Origin of the sequence: Pseudomonas sp. Irchel 3E13 (assembly GCF_900187455.1) — a bacterium.
In the GTDB taxonomy this organism is placed as follows: Bacteria; Pseudomonadota; Gammaproteobacteria; order Pseudomonadales; family Pseudomonadaceae; genus Aquipseudomonas.
Genome location: NZ_FYDX01000014.1, coordinates 68,389 through 88,117, shown reverse-complemented (window position 1 = coordinate 88,117; position 19,729 = coordinate 68,389). Strand labels below are relative to the sequence as shown.

The 19,729-nt window shown below is 65.3% G+C and carries 13 protein-coding genes; 11 read left to right on the top strand and 2 right to left on the bottom strand.

Going from position 1 to position 19,729, the window contains the following annotated elements:
• The first annotated feature begins 3 nt into the window (after nucleotides 1-3).
• From CKW37_RS23475 to CKW37_RS23450, 6 genes are all read left to right on the top strand, one after another.
• Nucleotides 4-1,368, top strand: coding sequence for a DUF1329 domain-containing protein (locus CKW37_RS23475; protein WP_095158611.1), 1,365 nt, complete (start codon nucleotides 4-6; stop codon nucleotides 1,366-1,368).
• A gap of 264 nt (nucleotides 1,369-1,632) precedes the next feature.
• A complete protein-coding gene (locus CKW37_RS23470; RefSeq protein WP_095158610.1) occupies nucleotides 1,633-4,338 on the top strand; it encodes a LuxR C-terminal-related transcriptional regulator in 2,706 nt (901 codons plus the stop codon).
• Between the two features lie 168 nt (nucleotides 4,339-4,506).
• Entirely contained in the window at nucleotides 4,507-6,420 is a 1,914-nt protein-coding gene (locus CKW37_RS23465) for a sigma-54-dependent Fis family transcriptional regulator (RefSeq protein ID WP_095158609.1), read from the top strand.
• On the top strand, nucleotides 6,420-8,138 hold the full coding sequence (locus CKW37_RS23460; RefSeq protein ID WP_095158608.1) for an ABC transporter ATP-binding protein: 1,719 nt from the start codon (nucleotides 6,420-6,422) through the stop codon (nucleotides 8,136-8,138). The genes CKW37_RS23465 and CKW37_RS23460 overlap by 1 nt, the downstream gene beginning before the upstream one ends.
• The gene (locus tag CKW37_RS23455; protein WP_095158607.1) at nucleotides 8,131-8,796 is read left to right on the top strand and encodes a S8 family serine peptidase; all 666 of its coding nucleotides are present in this window, start codon (nucleotides 8,131-8,133) and stop codon (nucleotides 8,794-8,796) included. Before CKW37_RS23460 ends, CKW37_RS23455 begins: the two co-directional genes overlap by 8 nt.
• Complete coding sequence (locus CKW37_RS23450) at nucleotides 8,793-10,100, top strand: NAD(P)/FAD-dependent oxidoreductase (RefSeq protein WP_095158606.1); 1,308 nt, start codon at nucleotides 8,793-8,795, stop codon at nucleotides 10,098-10,100. The genes CKW37_RS23455 and CKW37_RS23450 overlap by 4 nt, the downstream gene beginning before the upstream one ends.
• A gap of 3 nt (nucleotides 10,101-10,103) precedes the next feature.
• On the opposite strand, the gene CKW37_RS23445 is transcribed toward CKW37_RS23450, so the two are convergent.
• Nucleotides 10,104-11,597, bottom strand: a complete 1,494-nt coding sequence (locus CKW37_RS23445) for an aldehyde dehydrogenase (RefSeq protein ID WP_095158605.1) — start codon at nucleotides 11,595-11,597, stop codon at nucleotides 10,104-10,106.
• Between the two features lie 401 nt (nucleotides 11,598-11,998).
• Here CKW37_RS23445 and peaA point away from each other — a divergent pair, with 401 nt between their 5' ends.
• The 4 genes from peaA to peaD are packed head-to-tail and all read left to right on the top strand — an operon-like array spanning nucleotide 11,999 to nucleotide 16,526.
• Complete coding sequence (gene peaA / locus CKW37_RS23440; protein ID WP_095158604.1) at nucleotides 11,999-13,576, top strand: quinohemoprotein amine dehydrogenase subunit alpha; 1,578 nt, start codon at nucleotides 11,999-12,001, stop codon at nucleotides 13,574-13,576.
• Nucleotides 13,577-13,622: 46 nt separating this feature from the next.
• Nucleotides 13,623-15,053 (top strand): quinohemoprotein amine dehydrogenase maturation protein, encoded by a 1,431-nt coding sequence (peaB, locus tag CKW37_RS23435; protein WP_095158603.1) that lies wholly within the window; start codon nucleotides 13,623-13,625, stop codon nucleotides 15,051-15,053.
• 1 nt (nucleotide 15,054) lies between these two features.
• Nucleotides 15,055-15,378 carry a quinohemoprotein amine dehydrogenase subunit gamma gene (gene qhpC / locus CKW37_RS23430; RefSeq protein WP_095158602.1) on the top strand — a complete coding sequence of 108 codons (324 nt, stop codon included), beginning with the start codon at nucleotides 15,055-15,057 and terminating at the stop codon, nucleotides 15,376-15,378.
• Nucleotides 15,379-15,410: 32 nt separating this feature from the next.
• Nucleotides 15,411-16,526 carry a quinohemoprotein amine dehydrogenase subunit beta gene (gene peaD / locus CKW37_RS23425; protein ID WP_095158601.1) on the top strand — a complete coding sequence of 372 codons (1,116 nt, stop codon included), beginning with the start codon at nucleotides 15,411-15,413 and terminating at the stop codon, nucleotides 16,524-16,526.
• 162 nt (nucleotides 16,527-16,688) lie between these two features.
• Here peaD and CKW37_RS23420 read toward each other — a convergent pair whose 3' ends face one another.
• Entirely contained in the window at nucleotides 16,689-18,083 is a 1,395-nt protein-coding gene (locus tag CKW37_RS23420; RefSeq protein WP_095158600.1) for a PLP-dependent aminotransferase family protein, read from the bottom strand.
• Nucleotides 18,084-18,295: 212 nt separating this feature from the next.
• On the opposite strand from CKW37_RS23420, the gene CKW37_RS23415 reads away from it, so the two are divergent.
• The gene (locus tag CKW37_RS23415) at nucleotides 18,296-19,498 is read left to right on the top strand and encodes a benzoate/H(+) symporter BenE family transporter (protein ID WP_095158599.1); all 1,203 of its coding nucleotides are present in this window, start codon (nucleotides 18,296-18,298) and stop codon (nucleotides 19,496-19,498) included.
• Nucleotides 19,499-19,729 lie beyond the last annotated feature (231 nt).

Sequence of the window (19,729 nt, the reverse complement as noted above, 5' to 3'; positions counted from 1 at the left end):
ACAATGAAAACCACCAAGACTCTGCTGAAAGCCGGCGTGCTGGGCCTGTCCCTGCTGGCGACCAGCGTAATGGCTGCCGTTTCCGCCGACGAAGCGGCCAAACTGGGCTCGACGCTGACCCCGATGGGCGCGGAAAAGGCCGGTAACGCCGACGGTTCCATCACGGCCTGGCAGCCGCTGTCGAAGACTGCCGGTACCGTCGATGCCAAGGGGTTCCTGTCCGACCCTTACGGTAGTGAAAAGCCGAAGTTCACCATCACCGCGCAGAACGTCGACCAGTACAAGGACAAGCTCTCGCCTGGCCAGGTCGCGATGTTCAAGCGCTACCCCGAGACCTTCAAGATCCCGGTCTACCCGACCCACCGCGGCTCTACCGTGCCGGACAGCGTTTTCGCCGCTATCAAGAAGAACGCCACCTCCACTACGCTGGTAGGGGGTGGCAACGGCCTGGAAAACTTCGATACCGCCGTGCCTTTCCCGATTCCGAAAAGCGGCGTCGAGGTGATCTGGAACCACATCACCCGCTACCGTGGCGGCAGCGTGACCCGCCTGGTGACCCAGGCCACGCCGCAGCCCAACGGCAGCTACAGCCTGGTGTACTTCCAGGACCAGTTCGTCTTCCGCGACAAGATGAAGGACTACAACCCGCAAGAGCCAGGCAACGTGCTGTTCTACTTCAAGCAGGAAGTGACTGCTCCGGCACGTCTGGCCGGTACCGTGCTGCTGGTCCACGAGACCCTCGACCAGGTCAAGGAGCCGCGCAAGGCGTGGGTCTACAACGCCGGTCAGCGCCGTGTACGCCAGGCGCCGCAGGTGTCCTATGACGGTCCGGGTACCGCTGCCGACGGTCTGCGGACTTCCGACAACCTGGACATGTTCAACGGTGCGCCAGACCGCTACGACTGGAAACTGGAAGGCAAGAAAGAGCTGTTCATCGCCTCCAACAGCTACAAGCTGGACTCGCCAACCCTGAAGTACGCCGACATCCTCAAGGCGGGCCATATCAATCAGGACCTGACCCGCTACGAGCTGCGCCGCGTCTGGCATGTGGTCGCGACCCTGAAACCGGGCCAGCGCCACATCTATGCCAAACGTGACTTCTACATCGACGAAGACACCTGGCAAGCGGCGGTGATCGACCAGTACGACGGTCGTGACCAGTTGTGGCGCGTCTCCGAGGCCCACTCCCAGGACTACTACAACGTGGAAGTGCCGTGGTACACCCTGGAAGCCATCTACGACCTGCAATCGGGCCGTTACCTGGCGCTGGGCATGAAGAACGAAGAGAAGAAGGCCTACGACTTCGGCTTCACCGCCAGCAAGGCTGACTTCCAGCCAGCCGCCCTGCGTCAGTCGGGCGTGCGTTAACGCTTCAAACCCTCCGTGTGATCCCCAGAACGCCCCGGCTTGCCGGGGCGTTTTGATTTCCGTCGCAGCCATCGACTATTTCCGCTGGCCCCGCCGTTTTTACCGCTAACCTGGTAGTCCATTGCGCCCTGTCAATGTTGTCTCTGTTGCTTCTTGTTGTAGTCTTTTTTCCGTACTTGCGGCAATCGCCTTCAAATGTGCCGGTTAAACCGCTAGTCTGCGCCAATCCCTGTTGCCGAAGATTTCAACTAAAACGAGCCGGCCATGACCGATCTGTCCAGCACGCAAGGGTTCACCCAACAGACCGTGTCGGTTCTGGAAGGGCGTTTCTACCGGCCACCGCTGCCCGACGGGCATGTGCCGCGGGCACGCCTTTGCCAGCGTTTGCAGGCCGGGCTGGGTGGGCGTCTGTTGCTGGTCAATGCACCCGCAGGATTCGGCAAGAGTTCGTTGGCGGTGGAGTTCTGCCAAAGCCTGCCGCCGCATTGGCGCAGCCTGTGGCTGGGGCTGAGCCGACGTGACAATGATCCCGGGCGTTTTCTCGAACGCCTGCTCGAAGGTCTGCAACAGTACTGCCCGAGCCTCGGCGGCCAGGCGTTGGGCCTGCTGAAAATGCGCCAGCGGCACCAGCCGTTCGCGTTCGAGGAATGGCTCGACGGCCTGCTCGATGAACTGGCCGAGCATTTGCTGAGCACGTCCCCGGTGCTGCTGGTGCTGGATGACTATCACCTGGCCCAAGGGCCCGTGCTGGACCGTTGCCTGCAATTCTTCCTCAATCACCTGCCGCCTGGCCTGGTGCTGCTGGTCACCAGCCGCCAGCGTCCCGACTGGCACCTCGCGCGGCTGCGGCTGTCGCGGCAATTGCTCGAACTCAACGAACAGGACCTGCGCCTGACCCCCGACGAATCCCTCGCCGTGCTCGGCCAGCACCCGTCGGTGCGCGGGCAGGCGCTGGACAACCTGATCCAGCGCAGCGACGGCTGGGTTGCCGGGCTGCGTTTCTGGCTGCTGGCGGCCACCGAGTCCGGTGCCGACAGCCCGTTGCCCCAGGCCTTGCACGGCGGCGAAGGGCTGATCCGCGATTACCTGCTGGAAGAAGTCATCGACTGCCTGCCGGCCGAGGTCCAGAGCTTCCTTAACGACACCGCCTGCCAGGAGCGTTTCTGCGCCGACCTGTGCGACGCCCTGCGGGAAAGCCACGACAGCGACGAAATCCTGCGTTACCTGCAATCCCACCAGGTCTTCCTCGTGCCGCTGGACGAGCACGGTTACTGGTTCCGCTATCACCACCTGTTCTCCGACCTGCTGCGCACCCGCCAGGCCAGCCTGCCGCTGTCGAGCCTGCACCTGCGCGCCTGTCGCTGGTTCCACGGCCAGGGTCTGCTGGACGAAGCCGTGGAGCAGGCGCTGCGGGCCGGGCACCTGGATGTGGCGGCCAACCTGGTGCAGAACCTCTCTGAAGAACAACTGCTGGCCGAACAGAACGTCGGCATGCTGCTGCGCTGGAAGATGGACCTGCCCGACAGCCTGCTGATCAGCACGCCGCGGCTGATCGTGCTGTACAGCTGGGCGCTGGGCTTGGCCTGCCAACTGGACGCCGCCGAGGAACTGGCCAGCCACCTCAGCCGCTTCCTGCCGGCGCCTTCGGCCACCGCGCAGAAGTCCATGCTCGCGCAGTGGCTGGCCTTGAGCGGAATCATCGCCCGCGGCCGGGGTGATCGCGAACGCACCCGCTCTTATTGCGAGCAGGCCCTGCAAAGCCTGCCGAACAAACGCTATGGGCAGCGCCTGATGTGCCTGTCGACGCTGTCCAACCTGGCCATCGCCGACGCCGATTTCTGGCGCGCGCGGGGCTGGAACCGTGAAGCCCTTGAGCTGGCGCAGCGGGTCGGCAATCCGTTGTTCGAGGCCCTGGCCCATTACGACCGGGCGCGGGTGCTGCATGCCCGCGGCGAGACGCTGCGTTCGATGGAGGAGGTGCGTCAGGGCCTGCAACGCCTGCACGGCCTGTCGGCGCAGCGGCTGTATGCGGTGCGCGCGCGGTTGATGCTTTACGAGGGTTACTTGCTGGTCAGCCGCCTGCAACCCGAAGCCGGGCGCAGTCGCCTGCGGGCCGGGTTGATCGAAGCGCGGGCCTGTCGCGATATCAGCGTGCTGATCGGCCATTGCGCCCTGGCGACCCTGGACGGTCGCGAAGGACGCTTCGCCGAAGCCTTTGCCGAGCTGGCCGAGGCCGAGCGCCTGATGCACATCTGGGACGTGCCGCCGATCTTCTATCTGGCGATGATTACCCTGGTCAAATGCGAACTCTGGCTGGCCCAGGGGCGCAACGACCTGGCCGAATCCTGGCTACTGCGCCTGAGCCAGACCTATGGCGGGCAACAAGCCGCCGCGGCGCCGGAGTTCCATCCGCTGCTGCCGTTGCACATCGAATTGCAGCAGGCCCTGCTGGAGCAGGCCCAGGGACGGCTGGCCCAGTCCGGGCAACGGCTGCAGGCGCTGGTCAGCCGTGGTCAGGCCAGCGGCGGGCAATTGCTCTGCGTTATCGCGCTGTGCCAGCAGGTGGGTTTGCTCTTGGCTCAGGGCGACCTGTCTGGTGCCCGCGAGCGTCTGGTGTCGAGCCTCGAATCCGCGCGGGGCGGGGTGTTGCAACCCTATCAGCGCCTGCTCAACGAACACCCCGACTGGCTGCGCGAACAACTTCAGGCGCAATCGACCAGCCCGGCCCAGGTCAGCCTGCTGGGCTTCTTGCCCAACCAGGAAGCCAACGGCAGTGGCGAAACCCTCAGCGTCCGCGAACAGGCGGTGCTCAAGCTGATCGCCCAGGGCTGTTCCAACCAGGAAATCAGCGAGCAACTGTTCATCTCGCTGCATACCGTCAAGACCCACGCCAGCCACATCAACAGCAAACTCGGCGTCGAGCGCCGCACCCAGGCGGTGGCGCGGGCCAAGTCGCTCGGTCTTTTGTAACAGGGTATATTCGGGTGAGTGGGCTGCTTTCATGACCCATCGCGAGCAAGCTCGCTCCTACGGTAGGAGCGAGCTTGCTCGCGATACGCCATAAAACGGCCCCGAAAAGCCCTGCCACCAAATGGCGCAGGACTTGCTTGTAACGGATTAACCGATCCGGAGCCGCCGATGAGCACAATAAAAACAGCGTCCGCCACCGCGACCTCTAACCCCCGCCTTGCCCGGGAACGCCTGTCCGTGGAAGGGCAACTGCCCGATGGCTTCCTGCGTGCCGAAATCGACGCCTCCTGGCGCCGTAGCCTCGGCCATGGGGTTACCGGTAACGCCGGGCAGGAAGTCGCCCTGACTTCCGCCGCCAGCCTCGACCTGCTGCTGGCCAACAACCGCCCACTGCTGGACGCCGCGACCGCCGAACTCGATTACCTCGGCGCGCGCCAGGGTCAGGACAGCCTGATTATCCTCGCCAATGCCGACGCCACCATCCTCACCATCCATGGCGAATCCGCCGTGCTCAAGCGCCGTGGCCTCGGCGATATTTCCCCCGGCACCTGCTGGAGCGAAGCCGCTCGCGGCACCAACGCCCTCGGCACCGCGCTGGTGGAAGCGCGCACGGTGCAGATCGATTGCGGCGAGCACTTTCTCGAACGGCTCAGCGATTTTTCCTGCACCTCGGTGCCGATCCACTGCCCGCAAGGTGAGCTGCTCGGCGTCCTCGACCTGACCCGCCAAGGCCCGCTGGGCCGCCTGCCTGACCGCACCGCGCTGCTGGCGCTGGCGGTCAGCCAGATCGAAAGCCGGCTGTTCAAGAGCAGCTTCCCCGAACAGATCGTGCTGGCCTTCCACAGCCGGCGGCAGTACCTGGAATCCTGCTGGCAGGGCCTGCTGGCGGTGAGCCTGGACGGGCATATCCTCGCCGCCAGCAACCAGGCCTGCCAGTTGCTGCGCAGCGACCGCGCCAGTTTGATTGGCCAGCGCTGCGACGGCCTGCTGGGCATGCGCCTGGAGCAATGGCTGGCGCGTTTGCAACCTGGCCAGGTCGACAGCGTCGAGACCGCCAAAGGCGCCTTTTACTACAAGACCCTGCAAGTGCCGCAGCGTCCGCTCGCGGTGTCGGTTCCGGCGCTGGTCGCCCGCGTCGCCCCCGCTGTTTCCACCACGCCGTCGCTGGAAGCACTCGGCGCCGGCAACAGCCGGTTTGCCCGGGCGTTGCGCATGGCCCGCCAAGGGCTGGCCAATGAATTGCCGGTGGTGCTGCTGGGCGAAACCGGCAGCGGCAAGGAAGTGGTCGCCCGCGCGCTGCATCAGGAAAGCGCCCGCGCCGGCAAACCGTTCATCGCGGTGAACTGCGCGGCGATCCCCGAAGGGCTGATCGAATCGGAACTGTTCGGCTACCGCGAAGGCGCCTTCACCGGCTCGCGTCGCGGCGGCATGGTCGGGCGTTTGCAGCAGGCTCATGGCGGCACGCTGTTTCTCGACGAAGTCGGCGACATGCCGCTGGCCTTGCAGGCCCGGCTGTTGCGGGTGTTGCAGGAGCGCAAGGTGGCGCCGCTGGGCGCGGCCCAGGAGCAGGAACTGGACATCGCGCTGGTCTGCGCCACGCACCGCGACCTCAAGCGCCAGGTGCAAGACCAGCAGTTCCGCGAAGACCTCTACTACCGCATCAACGGCATCAGCGTGCAGTTGCCGGCTCTGCGCGAGCGCGAAGACCTGCCCGCGCTGATCGACAGCCTGCTGGCCCGCCTCGGCGGCCAGGGCGTGCGGCTGTCCGTCGAAGTGTCGCGGTTGTTCGCCGGCTATCACTGGCCGGGCAACATCCGCCAACTGGAAATGAGCCTGCGCCTGCTGCTGGCGATGCGCGAAGACGGCGAAAAAGAGCTGGGCCTTGACCATCTGCCAGACAACCTGCTGGACGAGCTGCGCGCCGGCGAGCCACCGGTCAACCGCGACAACCTGCGCCACAACCAGCACGACCTGATTCGCCAGGCCCTCGACCGTCATCACGGCAATGTCTCGGCGGCCGCCGATGCCTTGGGCATCAGCCGCGCCACGCTGTACCGCAAGCTCAAGCAGATGCCGCAGTGATGCAGCGTCTGCTCGCGCGCCTGATCGAGCATCAGGACCGTCCCGCCCTGCACGACGCACTGGGCTGGTTGTACAGCTTCGTCCGCCCGCAGCGGCTGGCCATCGCCGGCCTGCTCGGGCTGTCGATGTGCGCCACGGCGCTGGTGCTGGTGCAGCCGTGGCTGACCAAGCTGCTGATCGACGACGGCCTGCTGGCCAAGGACTTCCCGAAGCTGGCGCTGATCGCCGGCCTGATGGTGCTGGCCGGGATCGTCGGCACGCTGTTGTCCGGCCTCAACCGCTACCTGCACACGCGCCTTTCGGGGCGCATTCTGTTCGCCCTGCGCGACGAGTTGTACCGGCACTTGCAACGTCTTTCGCCAACCTTCTACGGCCAGCGCCGGCTGGGTGACCTGATGTCGCGGCTGGACGGTGACGTCGCCGAGATCCAGCGCTTTGCCGTGGATTCGCTGTTCTCCGCCGTGTCCAGCGTGATCGGCCTGGTCTGCGCGTTGGCCATGCTCTTGGTGTTGTCGTGGAAGCTGGCGCTGCTGGCGCTGGTGCTGATTCCGCTGGACGTGCTCTGGCTGCGCTGGATGCGGCGCAAGGTCGAGCGCGAGGTGCGGCAGTTGCGCGAGCGTTCGGCGGACGTTTCGTCGTTTCTGGTGGAGACCCTGCCGGCGATGAAATTCATCCAGTCCGCCGGCCAGCAGCAACGCGAGGCCCGCCGTCTTGATGGCCTGGGGCAGGGCTATATGGGCCAGTTGCTGCGGGTGCAGGTCACCGAATTCTTTACCCAGGCGGTGCCTGGCACCCTGACGTCGCTGTCCCGCGCCTGCGCGTTTCTGGTGGGCGGTTACTGGGTGGTGCAGGGCACCTGGCAACTGGGCGCGCTGATCGCGTTTTCCACCTACCTCGGCATGGCCGTCGGCCCGGTACAAAGCCTGCTGGGCTTGTATGTGGCGATGCAGCGCATGAGCGTCAGCCTTGGCCGGGTGATGGAGTTGCGCGGCGTTGCCCCGGAAGTCGACAGCCCGGTCCACACCCGGCCGATGCCGGACCGCGGCGACCTGCATTTGCGCGGGGTGTGCTTCGCCCACCCGGGGCGCCCGCCGTTGTTGCAGGATGTCGGCGCGAGTATTCCCCACGGCAGCAAGGTCGCCCTGCGCGGTATCTCCGGTGCCGGCAAATCCACCTTGATCGACCTGCTGCAGCGCTTCTACGATCCGCAGTCGGGGCAGATCCTGCTGGGCGGCGTCGACCTGCGCGAACTCGATCTGCACGCCTTGCGGCGGCGGGTGGCGGTGGTCAGCCAGGACATCGTGCTGTTCCGTGGCAGCCTCGCCGACAACCTCGCCTACAGCGTGCCGGATGCCAGTCGCGAAGCCATTGCCGAAGTCGCCCGGCTGGCGCAACTGGACAGCCTGATCGCCAGCCTGCCGGAAGGCCTCGACAGCCCGCTGGGCGAGCGCGGCCAGCAGTTGTCGGGCGGTCAGAAACAGCGTATTGCTATCGCCCGCGCACTGCTGCAGGACCCGCTGCTGCTGGTGCTGGACGAAGCCACCTCGCAAGTTGACGAACACACGGAGCGTGAAGTGATTGCCGCGATTGACCAACTCTTTGCTGACCGTACCCGCATCCTGGTTAGCCACCGTCCCTCGACCCTGGCCGACGCCAGCCTGCATCTGGTCCTGCGTGAGGGTCGCCTGCACGTTCTGACGGAGGCCGGCCATGCGTGATTTTCGGGTTGGCGTGGTCGACAGCGGCACGCCCTTGGCGCGCATGGGCGAGGCGCGGCGTTTCCAGTTGGCCTCGGTCGGGATCAGCGAACAGCCGCCGCTGGAAGACGCCCTCGGCCACGGCAGCGCCGTGGTGCAACTGATCGCTGCGGGTGCCGGAGACGTGCCGATCCATGTCGCCCAGGTCTTCGATCAGCGGGGTGTCACCACTGCCTTGCAGGTCGCCGCCGGGATCGACTGGCTGGTGAGCTGCGGCGTGCGCTTGATCAACCTCAGTCTTGGCCTGCGCGAGGACCGGCCGGCGCTGCGGGAGTCCTGCGCGGCGGCGATCAAGGCCGGCGTGCTGATCTGCGCCTCGACCCCGGCGCAGGGTATGCCGGTGTTTCCCGCCGCATATCCCGGTGTGCTGCGCATCACCGGCGATGCGCGTTGCCAGCCCGATGAGTGGAGCTGGCTGGATACGCCGCAGGCCGATTTCGGTGCTTGCGTGCGAGCCCGCGAAAGCCCGCTGTCCGGCGCCAGTTTTGGCTGCGCGGCACTGACCGGGCACATCGCCGCCTTCCTGCGCGACCAGCCTCACGCGAGCAACGCTCAAGTAATGGCGTGGCTGCTGTACAACGCCCAGTACCGTGGGCGCGAATACAAAGGCCAGGCATGAAATCCATCGTCGTGCTCGGCGCCGGGCCTGCCGGTGCCGCTGTTGCCCTGGGCCTGCGCCGGCTTGGTTTCGAGGTGTGCGTGGTCAGCGAATGGCGGCGCTTCGCCGCGCTCGAAGGCGTGTCGCAACGGGTGCTGGAAGCGCTTCGCGGTGCCGGGCTGAACCGGGCATTGGCGGTGGCGAGCGAGCCGTCGCGGCGCCACGCGCGCTGGAACGGCGAGGCCCATGACCGCAATGTCGAATTTCTGCTGGACCGTCCGCGTTTCGACCAGGGCCTGCGCGACGACCTGCACCACGCCGGCGTTCGCCTGATCGAAGCACGGGTGCTTGGCGTGCGGAGCGAAGCGGGCGGGGTGACCGTCGAACTGGACGGCGCGCCCGCGTTGTCCGCTGATTTCTACGTCGAAGCCCGCGGGCGCCAGGCCCCGCAACACGACCGTTCCGTGGGCCGTGCCTGGCGCGGGCCGGAGACCTTGAGCCTGCTGAACCGCTGGCAGGGCGAGCCCGGCAGCAGCGCCAGCGCCGTGGAAAGCCAGGCCGATGGCTGGATGTGGATGGCCCGGCAGGCCGATGGTCGCTGCTACTGGCAATGGACCTTGGATGTTGCCGGCACGACGTTGCCGGACAAATCCGCGCTGCTCGATTTCTGCCGCGAACGCCGCTGGCAATCGCCGCTGGCGCGGGCGTTTTTCGCCGCGCAGGACGAACGCGACCTGCAACTGCACGCGCGCAGCAGCACGGCGATCCTCACGCCGGTCTGTGGCGGCGACAACTGGCTGCGGGTGGGCGATGCGGCGATGGCGGTGGACCCGCTGTCGGGCAACGGCATCTTCCAGTCACTGTCCTCGGCCCTGCAGGCACCGGCGGTGATCAACACCCTGCTGACCCGCCCGGAGCGCCGCGACCTGGCGCTGCGGTTTCATCAACAGCGGGTCGAGCACCTGTTCTGGCGCTTCGCCCGACTCGGGCGGGATTTCTATATCGAGGAACAACGCTGGGCCGACCAGCCGTTCTGGCAGGCGCGGCGGCAATGGCCGGACGCCGAACCGATCCACGCCGAGGTGGATTTCGCCAGCTTGCGGATAGAACAGGCGCCAGTGCTGCGTGACGGTCTTGTGGACCTCGCGCACGTGGTGATCAGCCCCGATCAGCCATTGGGCATCTGGCACCTGAATGGTGTGGAACTGGCGCCGCTGGTCAGCCGGTTGCGCACTGAACCGGCCGATCAAGTGCTGGCGCCGCTGAGCCCGGAACAGCAGCGCCACATCCGTGGCTGGCTGCTGAGCCAGGGCTACCGTCCCTGATTCTTAAAGCTTGATCAACACCGATTTCAACTCGGTGTAATGTTCGATGGCCGCCGCGCCCATCTCCCGGCCAACGCCGGACATCTTGTAGCCGCCGAACGGCAGCGCCGGGTCCAGGGCGCTGTGGCAGTTGACCCATACCGAGCCCGAGCGAATCTTCGGAATCATCCGGTGCACGGCGCCGAGGTTGTTGGACCAGATGCTCGCGCCCAGGCCGTACGGGCTGTCATTGGCCAGGCGCAGGGCCTCGGCTTCGTCGTCGAACGGCATGGCCACCAGCACCGGGCCGAAGATTTCTTCCTGCACCAGCGGGTGCTTCTGATCGACATCGACGATCACCGTGGGCTTGACGAAATAGCCAGGGCCGAACTGCTCGCCGCCGCAGGCAATGGTGGCGCCGCTGTTGCGGCCTTGTTCGATGTAGTCGAACACGCGTTTCTGCTGGCGGGCGGAGATCAGCGGGCCCATCTGCACGCTGGGGTCGAGGCCGTTGCCGAGTTTCATGCTGTTGGCGATGCCGGCGATGTCGGCCACCACGTTGTCGAAGTGCTTGCGGTGCACATACAGGCGGGAGCCGGCGCAGCAGACCTGGCCCTGGTTGAAGAAGATCGCCTGGGCGGCGCCGGCGGCGGCGATGGAGAGGTCGGCGTCGGCCATGACGATGGTCGGTGATTTGCCGCCCAGTTCCAGGGTGACGCGGGTCATGTTGTCCATCGCCACTTTGCCGATCTGCTGGCCGACGGCGGTGGAGCCGGTGAAGGTCAGTTTGTCCACGCCGGGGTGGCGGGTCAGGGCGTCGCCGGCGACCACGCCGGTGCCGGTGACCACGTTGAACACGCCCGCCGGGTAGCCGGCTTCCAGCACCAGTTCGGCCAGTTTCAGCGCGCTCAGCGGGGTTTCGTCGGCGGGCTTGAGCACCACGCTGCACCCGGTGGCCAGGGCCGGGCCGAGTTTCCAGCAGGCCAGCAGCAGCGGGAAGTTCCAGGCGACGATGGCGCCGACCACACCCACCGCTTCGCGGCGCACGAAACCATGGAACTCGTCGTTGGGCATCAGTGGCAACGACACCTCGACGGTCTGGCCCTCGATCTTGGTCGCCCAGCCGGCCATGTAGCGCAGGAAGTCGATCGCCAGTTGCACGTCCATCACCCGCGCCACCGCGGCGCTCTTGCCGTTGTTCAGGCATTCGAGCTGGGCGAGGATTTCGCCGTCGCGCTCCATCAGGTCGGCCAGTTTCCACAACAGGTTCTGCCGTTCGCGCGGGCGGGTCCGGCTCCAGGCCGAATCATCGAAGGCCTGGCGCGCGGCGCTCACTGCGCGACCGACATCGGCGGGCGTGGCTGCCGGCACCTGGCACAGCACCTCGCCGCTGGCCGGGTTGCGCAGGGTCAGGCGCTCGCCGTCGCTGGACTCGACCCAGTCGGCGCCGATCAGCATGGTCGGCGCACGTCGGATAAACGCCTCGACGGCAGGGTGCAGGGGGGCAGTGGTGGACATGGCAAACCTCGTTCTTGTGAGTGATTGCCAGGGCGGATCGCAACCGCTGTGCCAAGTGCCGGGTGTCGTCCTGTAGCGCTGTGAATCCAAGGGGTGAAACGTTGCCGCAGCCTGGCTGCTGCCCCACACCGGCCGTCGCAAATTGCGACAGGCGCTGAGACATTCTCAGCGGCCTGCGACAGCCGTCTCACGCCGTCTCAGTTGTCGCGAATTTAGCCGCGAGGCCCGTGTCATATGGTCCGCGAAGCCCCTGATACGGTGCTTCCGGCTCTTGGCACACAATATGTATCGGCCCTTGCAAGCTGCTCTTCGGTCCGTGCTCTGCCGCTGTACGGCCGACAGAAGAGACCTATAAGAAGTGTACGAACAATAAGAAGAACCCCCGTGGAGGTCAGTCATCGATGAAGAGAACACTCAGGTTCGCCAGCGCTGGAGGTTTGCTGGCAATGGCCGTCAGCCTTGCCTTGCAGCCCCAGGTCAGCCAGGCCCGCGAAGCCCAGGCGATCCTCAAGGAAACCTGCCAGGGCTGCCACCTGCCCGAAGGTGACAACGCCTTGAGCCGCATCAGCCACCAACGCAAAACCCCCGAAGGCTGGCTGATGACCATCGGCCGCATGCAGACCATGCACCAGTTGCAGATCAGCGACGAAGACCGCCGCACGCTGGTCAAGTACCTCGCCGACACCCAGGGCCTGGCGCCCAGCGAAACCGACGGCGTGCGCTACGCCCTCGAACGCCGCCTGAACACCGTCGAGCAGATCGGCGAACCCACTCAGCAAATGTGCGCCCGCTGCCACTCCGGTGCGCGGATCGCCCTGCAGCGGCGTCCGGCCAAGGAGTGGGAACACTTGGTCAACTTCCACCTCGGCCAGTGGCCGTCGCTGGAATACCAGGCGTTGTCTCGCGACCGCGACTGGTTCGACCTGGCGAAGAAAGACATGGTGCCGCTGCTGGCGCAGCAGTACCCGTTCGACAGCAAGGCCTGGAGCGACTGGCAGAAGTCGATGCCCAAGGCCGCGACCCTGGCCGGCACCTGGAGCTTCAGCGGCCACCTGCCGGGCAAGGGCGAACTCAACGGGGTGATGAACGTCAGCCCGGAATCCGGCGATCGCTTCAAGGTCAGCCTCGACGGCCAGTACGCCGACGGCACGCCGTTCAAGGGCCAGGGCACGGCGATGCTCTACAGCGGCTATGAATGGCGCGGCACCGTGGACGTGGATGGCGTAAGCATGCGGCAGGTGCTCGCCGCCAATAACGGCCAGCTCACCGGCCGCATGTTCGAAAAAGCCCACGATGAACGCGGCCTCGATTTCGTCGCCGCGCAGCAAGGCTCGCCGCGTCTGCTGGCGGTGCAGCCGGGTTATGTGAAGGCTGGCAGCGAAGCCGAGTTGACCCTGGTCGGCAGCGGCCTGAGCGGCACGCCGTCGTTCGGCAAGGGCGTGCAAGTGCTCGAAGTGCTGGAGGAAACGCCGCAGCGCGTGCGGGTCAAGGTCAAGGCCGCCGCGGATGCGCCGCAGGGCCTGCAGGTGGTCAGCGTCGGCAAGCTCGACGGTCCGCAACTGGCGGTGTACCGCGAGATCGCCGAGGTGAAAGTGGTCCCGGCGTTCTCCGTGGCGCGGGTGGGTGACAACGGCGGTTCCACGCCGAAGGTGCAGGGCCGCTTCGACGCCGAGGCCTGGGGCCAGGGCGTGGATGGCAAGGCTTACCGCATCGGCGTGTTCCCGGCGCAATGGAAAGTCGAGCCGTTCGACGACCGCGCCCGCGAGGACGAAGACGTCAAGTTCGCCGGCAGCATGCAGGCCGACAGCGGCGTGTTCACCCCCGGCGATGCCGGCCCGAACCCGGCGCGCAAGATGTCCACCAACAACGCCGGCAACCTCAAGGTCATTGCCGCCGTGGACGACGCCGGCACGGCACGTACCGGTGAAGGTCAGTTGATCGTGACCATCCAGCGCTGGAATAACCCGCCCATCCCGTGACACGGCGGTTTGACCTGGCCACATCCGAATGTTCTAGGAGGTTGCGATGGGCGCGATTCTGAATTTGGTAGAACGCAATCTGCATGAAGTGCGGGTCGATGACGCCCGCATGCTGTTCCACATCCCCAGCAGCTCGCTGTTCGCCAGCGATGCCCTGACCGGGGAAATCATCGACGCACTGCGCCACGAAAGCTGCTCCAGCGATGCCCTGGTGCAACGCCTGGCGGCGCGTTTCGATGGCGTTGAAATCAACGAGACCCTGCGCGAGTTGATCGCGCTGGAACTGGTGAGCGACGGCTCGCCGCTGAGCCCGGAAACGGCGCTGAAAAAAGTCGAGCGCACCGCGCTCAATACCGTGGTGCTCAACGTCAACACCGGCTGCAACCTGAGCTGCACCTACTGCTACAAGGAAGACCTGGACAAGCCCTCGGCCGGCAAGCGCATGGACGTCGAGACCGCAGTGGCGTCGGTGGAAATGCTGCTCAAGGAGTCGCCCGACGAGCCGTTCTACACCGTGGTGTTCTTCGGCGGCGAGCCGCTGAGCAACCGCAAGTTGATCGAGTACATGGTCGATTACTGCGAGCGGCGTTTCAGCGAGGTGGGCAAGCGGGTGGACTTCGTCATGACCACCAACGCCACGCTGCTCACCGAAGAGATCGTCGACTACCTCAATGCCCACCGCTTCGGGCTGTCGGTGAGCATCGACGGGCCGAAGACCGTGCACGACCGCAACCGCATCACCGTGGGCGGGCAGGGCACGTATGACGTGGTGCGGCGCAAGGCCGACATGCTGCTGTCGCGCTACGACAGCCGCCCGGTGGGCGCGCGCGTCACCCTGACCAAGGGCGTGACCGATATCGAGACCATCTGGAACCACCTGTTCAACGAGATGGGTTTTGCCGAAGTCGGTTTCGCCCCGGTGACCTCGGGCGACATCAGCGACTACAACCTCTCGTCTGAGGAGCTGATCGAAGTCTTCGCCAACATGAAGGCCCTCGGCCGCAAGTACCTGGAGGCGGCGCTGGAGCACCGCAACATCGGCTTCTCCAACCTGCACCAGTTGCTCACCGACATTCATGAAGGCCACAAGAAAGCGCTGCCGTGCGGCGCCGGGCTGAAGATGCTGGCGGTGGACCACAAGGGCGAATTGAACCTCTGCCACCGCTTCACCGGCTCCAGCCTGCCGACTTTCGGCAACGTGCACAGCGGCGTGAAGCAGGTCGAACTCAACGAGTTCCTTTCACAGCGCCTGGACCGCACCAACACCGGCTGCGACACCTGCCGCATCCGCAACCTGTGCTCCGGCGGCTGCTACCACGAGAGCTACGCCCGCTACGGCGACCCGGCCCATCCGACCTACCACTATTGCGAACTGATGCGTGACTGGGTGGACTTCGGCATCGAAGTCTACAGCCGGATCATGGCCGAGAACCCGGCCTTCATCAGCCGCTACATCACTGCGCGCAAGGTCCACTGACATGAAGCATCTCAAGCCGATCAACAACAAAGCACTGAAGCTGGAACAGGCTGCCGAGGAAAACCGCATCGAAGAAGTGCTGGCGATGAACTCGGTCGCCGGCTGCGCCTCGACCACCGACCCGGGCTGGGAAATCGACGCCTTCGGTGGCGTCTCGTCGCTGTGCCAGCCGATGGAATCGGACCTGTATGGCTGCTCCGACCCTTGCTGGTGGCCGGCCCAGGTGCCGGACATGATGAGCACCTACCCCGACTGGAACAAAGATGCCCAGGCCTCCGGCGACAACTGGCGCAACCTCGGGACCGTGTTCCCGGACGACAAATGAGCCCCCAGGCAGACAAGAAGAGGGATATCCGCATGCTTCAGATTGCAACCCGCGGCCTGGCCGCCCTGGTGGTGCTCGGCGCCGGTTCGGCGATGGCCGCCGACGAAGGCAAGGCGCTCAACGCCGGCCACGAATACATGGTCACCACCAACTACCCGAACAACCTGCACATCATCGACCTGGCCAGTGAAAAGCTCTACAAGACCTGCCAGATGCCCGACGCCTTCGGGCCGGGCTCGGTGCAGATGTCGCCGGACAAACGCATCGCTTATGTGCTGAACAACCACTACGCCGACATCTATGGCGTCGAACTGGACAGTTGCAAACAGGTGTTCCATGCCAGCATCAGCCAGTTGCCGGGCGAGAAAGCGCGGTCGATGTTCTCCTTCACCATCAGCCACGACGGCAAGGAAATCTACACCGTCGCCAACCCGACCAAGATGTTCAGCGACCACTACGAAGTGCAGGCACCGCGGCTGGACGTGTACGGCACCGATGGTGGACTTAACGCCAAGCCGCTGCGCAGCTTCCCGGCGCCGCGGCAACTGACCATCATGCAGAGCGGTGACGACGGCAGCCTGTACGTGGCCGGGCCGGACATCTACAAGGTCGATGTGAAGACCGGAAAATTCGACGTCATCGTCCCCAGCCGCAACTGGAAGCGCCCCAACTACAGCGCCCCGGACGTGCTCTACGTGTGGAACCAGCAGACCTACCGGCATGATTTCTCGCTGCTCTACACCGCGTCGAAATTCAAGGACGAGAAACAGGACCCGGCGACGGCCGAGTACGTGTACGGCTTCTTCAACATCGACCTTGCTACCGGCAAGAGCCAGACCGTCGACTTCGGCCCGCTGACCGAAATCTACTTCAGCGGCATGCGCTCGCCGACCGACCCGAATGTGGTTTATGGCGTGCTCAATCGCCTGGCCAAGTACGACATCAAGGAGAAAAAACTGATCAAGGCCGCGACCCTGGATCACTCGTACTACTGCGTCTCGATGAACAAGGCGGGGACGCGGATCTACCTTGCGGGCACCTACAACGACATCGCTATTTTTGATGCCGATAGCCTTGAGCCGAAGGGCAAGATCCAGTTGCCGGGGGGGGATATGGCGATTACTACGGCGCAGGTGTTTGTGCGGTAAGTGGTGGTGCTCTTGCTGGACTCATCGCTGGCAAGCCAGCTCCCACGGGGGCTGTGGTGATTGAACACCACAGCCCTGCAATAGATCTCACCCGCTCACACAAATCCCTGTGGCAGCGGGCTTGCCAGCGATGAGGCCGGCAGCGCCAACCCTGCATTCAAATCAATAAAACCGCCGCGGATCCGAAGCCCCCGCCAGGCTCGCCAACTGGGTCAACGCGAACCTCAATTCATCCTCGCGGGTCGGTGACATCAGCACCACCCGCACGCCGCGTGTCTCGCCGTTGCGCTCGGGCTGGAACTGCGATCCGCTGAGGACTTTCACCCCCTGCGCCCGCGCCAATGTGGTGAATTCATCCGCGCTCCACGGCTCCGGCAGTTCCAGCCAGAGGTGATAGCTGTGAGCCTCGGCCTTGATTCGCAATCCTGGTAGCAGCTCGCGCGCCAACGCCTGGCGGCGCGCCGCTTCTTCGCGTTGGAGCCGCACCAGTTTCAATTCCAGCCCTTCGGCAATGATGTTGCTCGCCAGTTGCGCAGTCAGCGGCGACGGCATCCAGACGCTGCTGCGCACCATCGCCGTCAGCCGCGACAGCAGCCGCGGCGGGCTGTACAGGTAGCCGATGCGCAGCGCCGGCAGCACCGACTTGGACAAGCTGGTGAGGTACACCGAACGCTCCGGCGCATAGCTCGCCAACGGCCGCAGGGTGGTGTCGCTGGCGAGGAAACCGTAGATGTCGTCGTCCAGGATCAGGAAGTCGAACTCTTCGGCAATCGCCGCGATCTCCGCCCGACGTTCATGCGACATGGTGGCGGTGGTGGGGTTCTGGCAGGTGGCGACACACACCAGCATCGTCGGGCGCTCACGCTGGCACAGCTCGCGCAGCGACGCCGGGATGATGCCTTGTTCGTCCATCTCAACGCCGCGCAGGCGCCGTTGCAGGCTGTGGGCCAGGGAGATGATCCCCGGGTAGCACAGCGACTCGCAGAGGATCAGGTCGTTGTATTCGGTCAGCGCGCTGATCGCCACCAGCAGCCCGTGCTGGGCGCCGGCGGTAATCACCACCTGTTGCCATACGGCGTCCGGCAGCGAGTGCCGCAGCCATTGCGCGCCGGCTTCGCGGTGCGCGGGATGACCGCCGTCGGGGGCGTAATCGAGGGTCTGGGCGAAGTCGGTTCCGTTGGCCAGTTCCACCAGCGCGCCGCGCAGCCAGGACGTGGCGGTGTCGCCGGCGGGTTTGATGATGGACAGGTCCAGCACCTGCGAGCTGCCCTGCAACGGCGAGGTCGCGACGGCGGGGGGCGCGCTGATCTCGGTCGCAGGCGTGGCGCGGACGTAGGTGCCGCGGCCGACTTCACCCTGCAACAACCCGCGCCGCTGCGCCTCGCTGTAGGCGCGGCTGACCGTGCCCGGCGTGACCTGCAGCGCCTGGGCCAGCTCGCGCAAGGTCGGCAGGCGCTCGCCGGGGCTGAGCAGGCCGCTGGCGATATCCCGCGCCAGGGCGTCGGCAATCGACAGGTAAACGGGTTGGTTGAAGGCGTTGAGAAGGGGGACCCACATGGACATTTGCTACCGGTGAAAACAAGTGGATCGAGCCTATCACATCGCAGCAATCGGCCCGATGGGGCGATCAATACAGCGCTGTCGGCGACAGGGTTGAGGGAGAAGATATTTCAAAATGTTTAATTGAGTCTATTGAATTGATTCGATTGAATCGAATAGATTTGAAATGAATCGAATCAATTTGCTCCCCGCCCGCCACTGGAGACTGTATGGAAACGCTGAGAAAAGACTGTTCGCTGTCGGCGATTGTCGCCGGGTTGATCGCTGTGATCATTTCCTACGCCGGCCCGCTGATCATCGTGTTCCAGGCCGCCCGCGAGGCGCAGTTGTCGCCCGCCGAGGTGTCGTCGTGGATCTGGGCAATCTCCATTGGCAGTGGCGTCACTGGCCTGTTGCTGAGCTGGCGTCTGCGCGCGCCGGTGATTACCGCGTGGTCCACGCCTGGCGCGGCGTTGCTGGTGTCGATGCTGCCGCAGGTGTCGCTGGCCGAAGCGGTGGGGGCGTATATCGTCGCCGCTCTGGTCATTGCGCTGGTCGGCTTGAGCGGCGCCTTCGACAAACTGATGAGCCGCCTGCCCAAGGCCATCGCGGCGGCGATGCTGGCCGGCATCTTGTTCCGCTTCGGCGCCGAGCTGTTCACCTCGATCAAGGTGCAGCCGTGGCTGGTACTGTCGATGTTCGCCAGTTACCTGGTGTTCAAGCGCCTGTCGCCGCGCTACGCGATTCTCTCGGTGCTGATCGTCGGTTGCGCGGTGGCCGGCCTGCTCGGCCAGTTGAACGGCTCGGCGCTGACCCTGGCCCTGGCTGAACCGGCGTTCATCACGCCGCAATGGAGCTGGCACGCGATCATCAACATCGGCCTGCCGCTGGCGCTGGTCAGCCTCACCGGGCAATACGTGCCGGGCATGGCGGTGATGCGCAGCGCCGGCTACACCACCCCGGCGCGGCCGATCCTCGCGGTCACCGCCATTGGCTCGGTCCTGCTGGCGCCGTTCGGTTCCCACGGTTTCAACCTGGCGGCAATCACCGCAGCTATCTGCACCGGCCGCGAAGCCCACGAACAACCCAGCAAACGCTACATCGCGGGGATCGCCTGCGGGGTGTTCTACATCCTCATGGGCACTTTCGGCGCGACCCTGGCCTCGGTGTTTTCCGCCTTGCCCAAAGAGTTGATCGCCGCGTTGGCCGGGCTGGCGCTGTTCGGCGCGATCATGACGGGGCTGGCGGGCGCCATGGCTGATGAAAAGCAGCGTGAAGCGGCGCTGATCACCTTCCTGGTGACCGCCTCGGGCATGAGCTTCCTCGGCTTGGCCGCAGCGTTCTGGGGGCTGATCTTCGGCCTGGTTGCCCATTGGGTGCTGAGCTACAGCCGCCAACGCCGTGCCGAGACCGTCGCCACTCCTGCCAACTGAGAGACAGCTCTCGTCTGCGATCACTGCGCGTTGTAAGGCGCACGCCGGACGGCGATAATGGCACATTGCTATTTAGCTGCTCCGGCGCCCTTGTTTCACCCTCCCGTGCGATCAGCACAACAGCGTGTCTCCCCGGCTCAAGCAATGGTTGCGCGCTGCCGATAGCGTAGCGAGGGTTGCGGGTGATCGTGCCTCCCTTGCGGCGATGCCGGGCCTGTCCTTGCGTGTGCG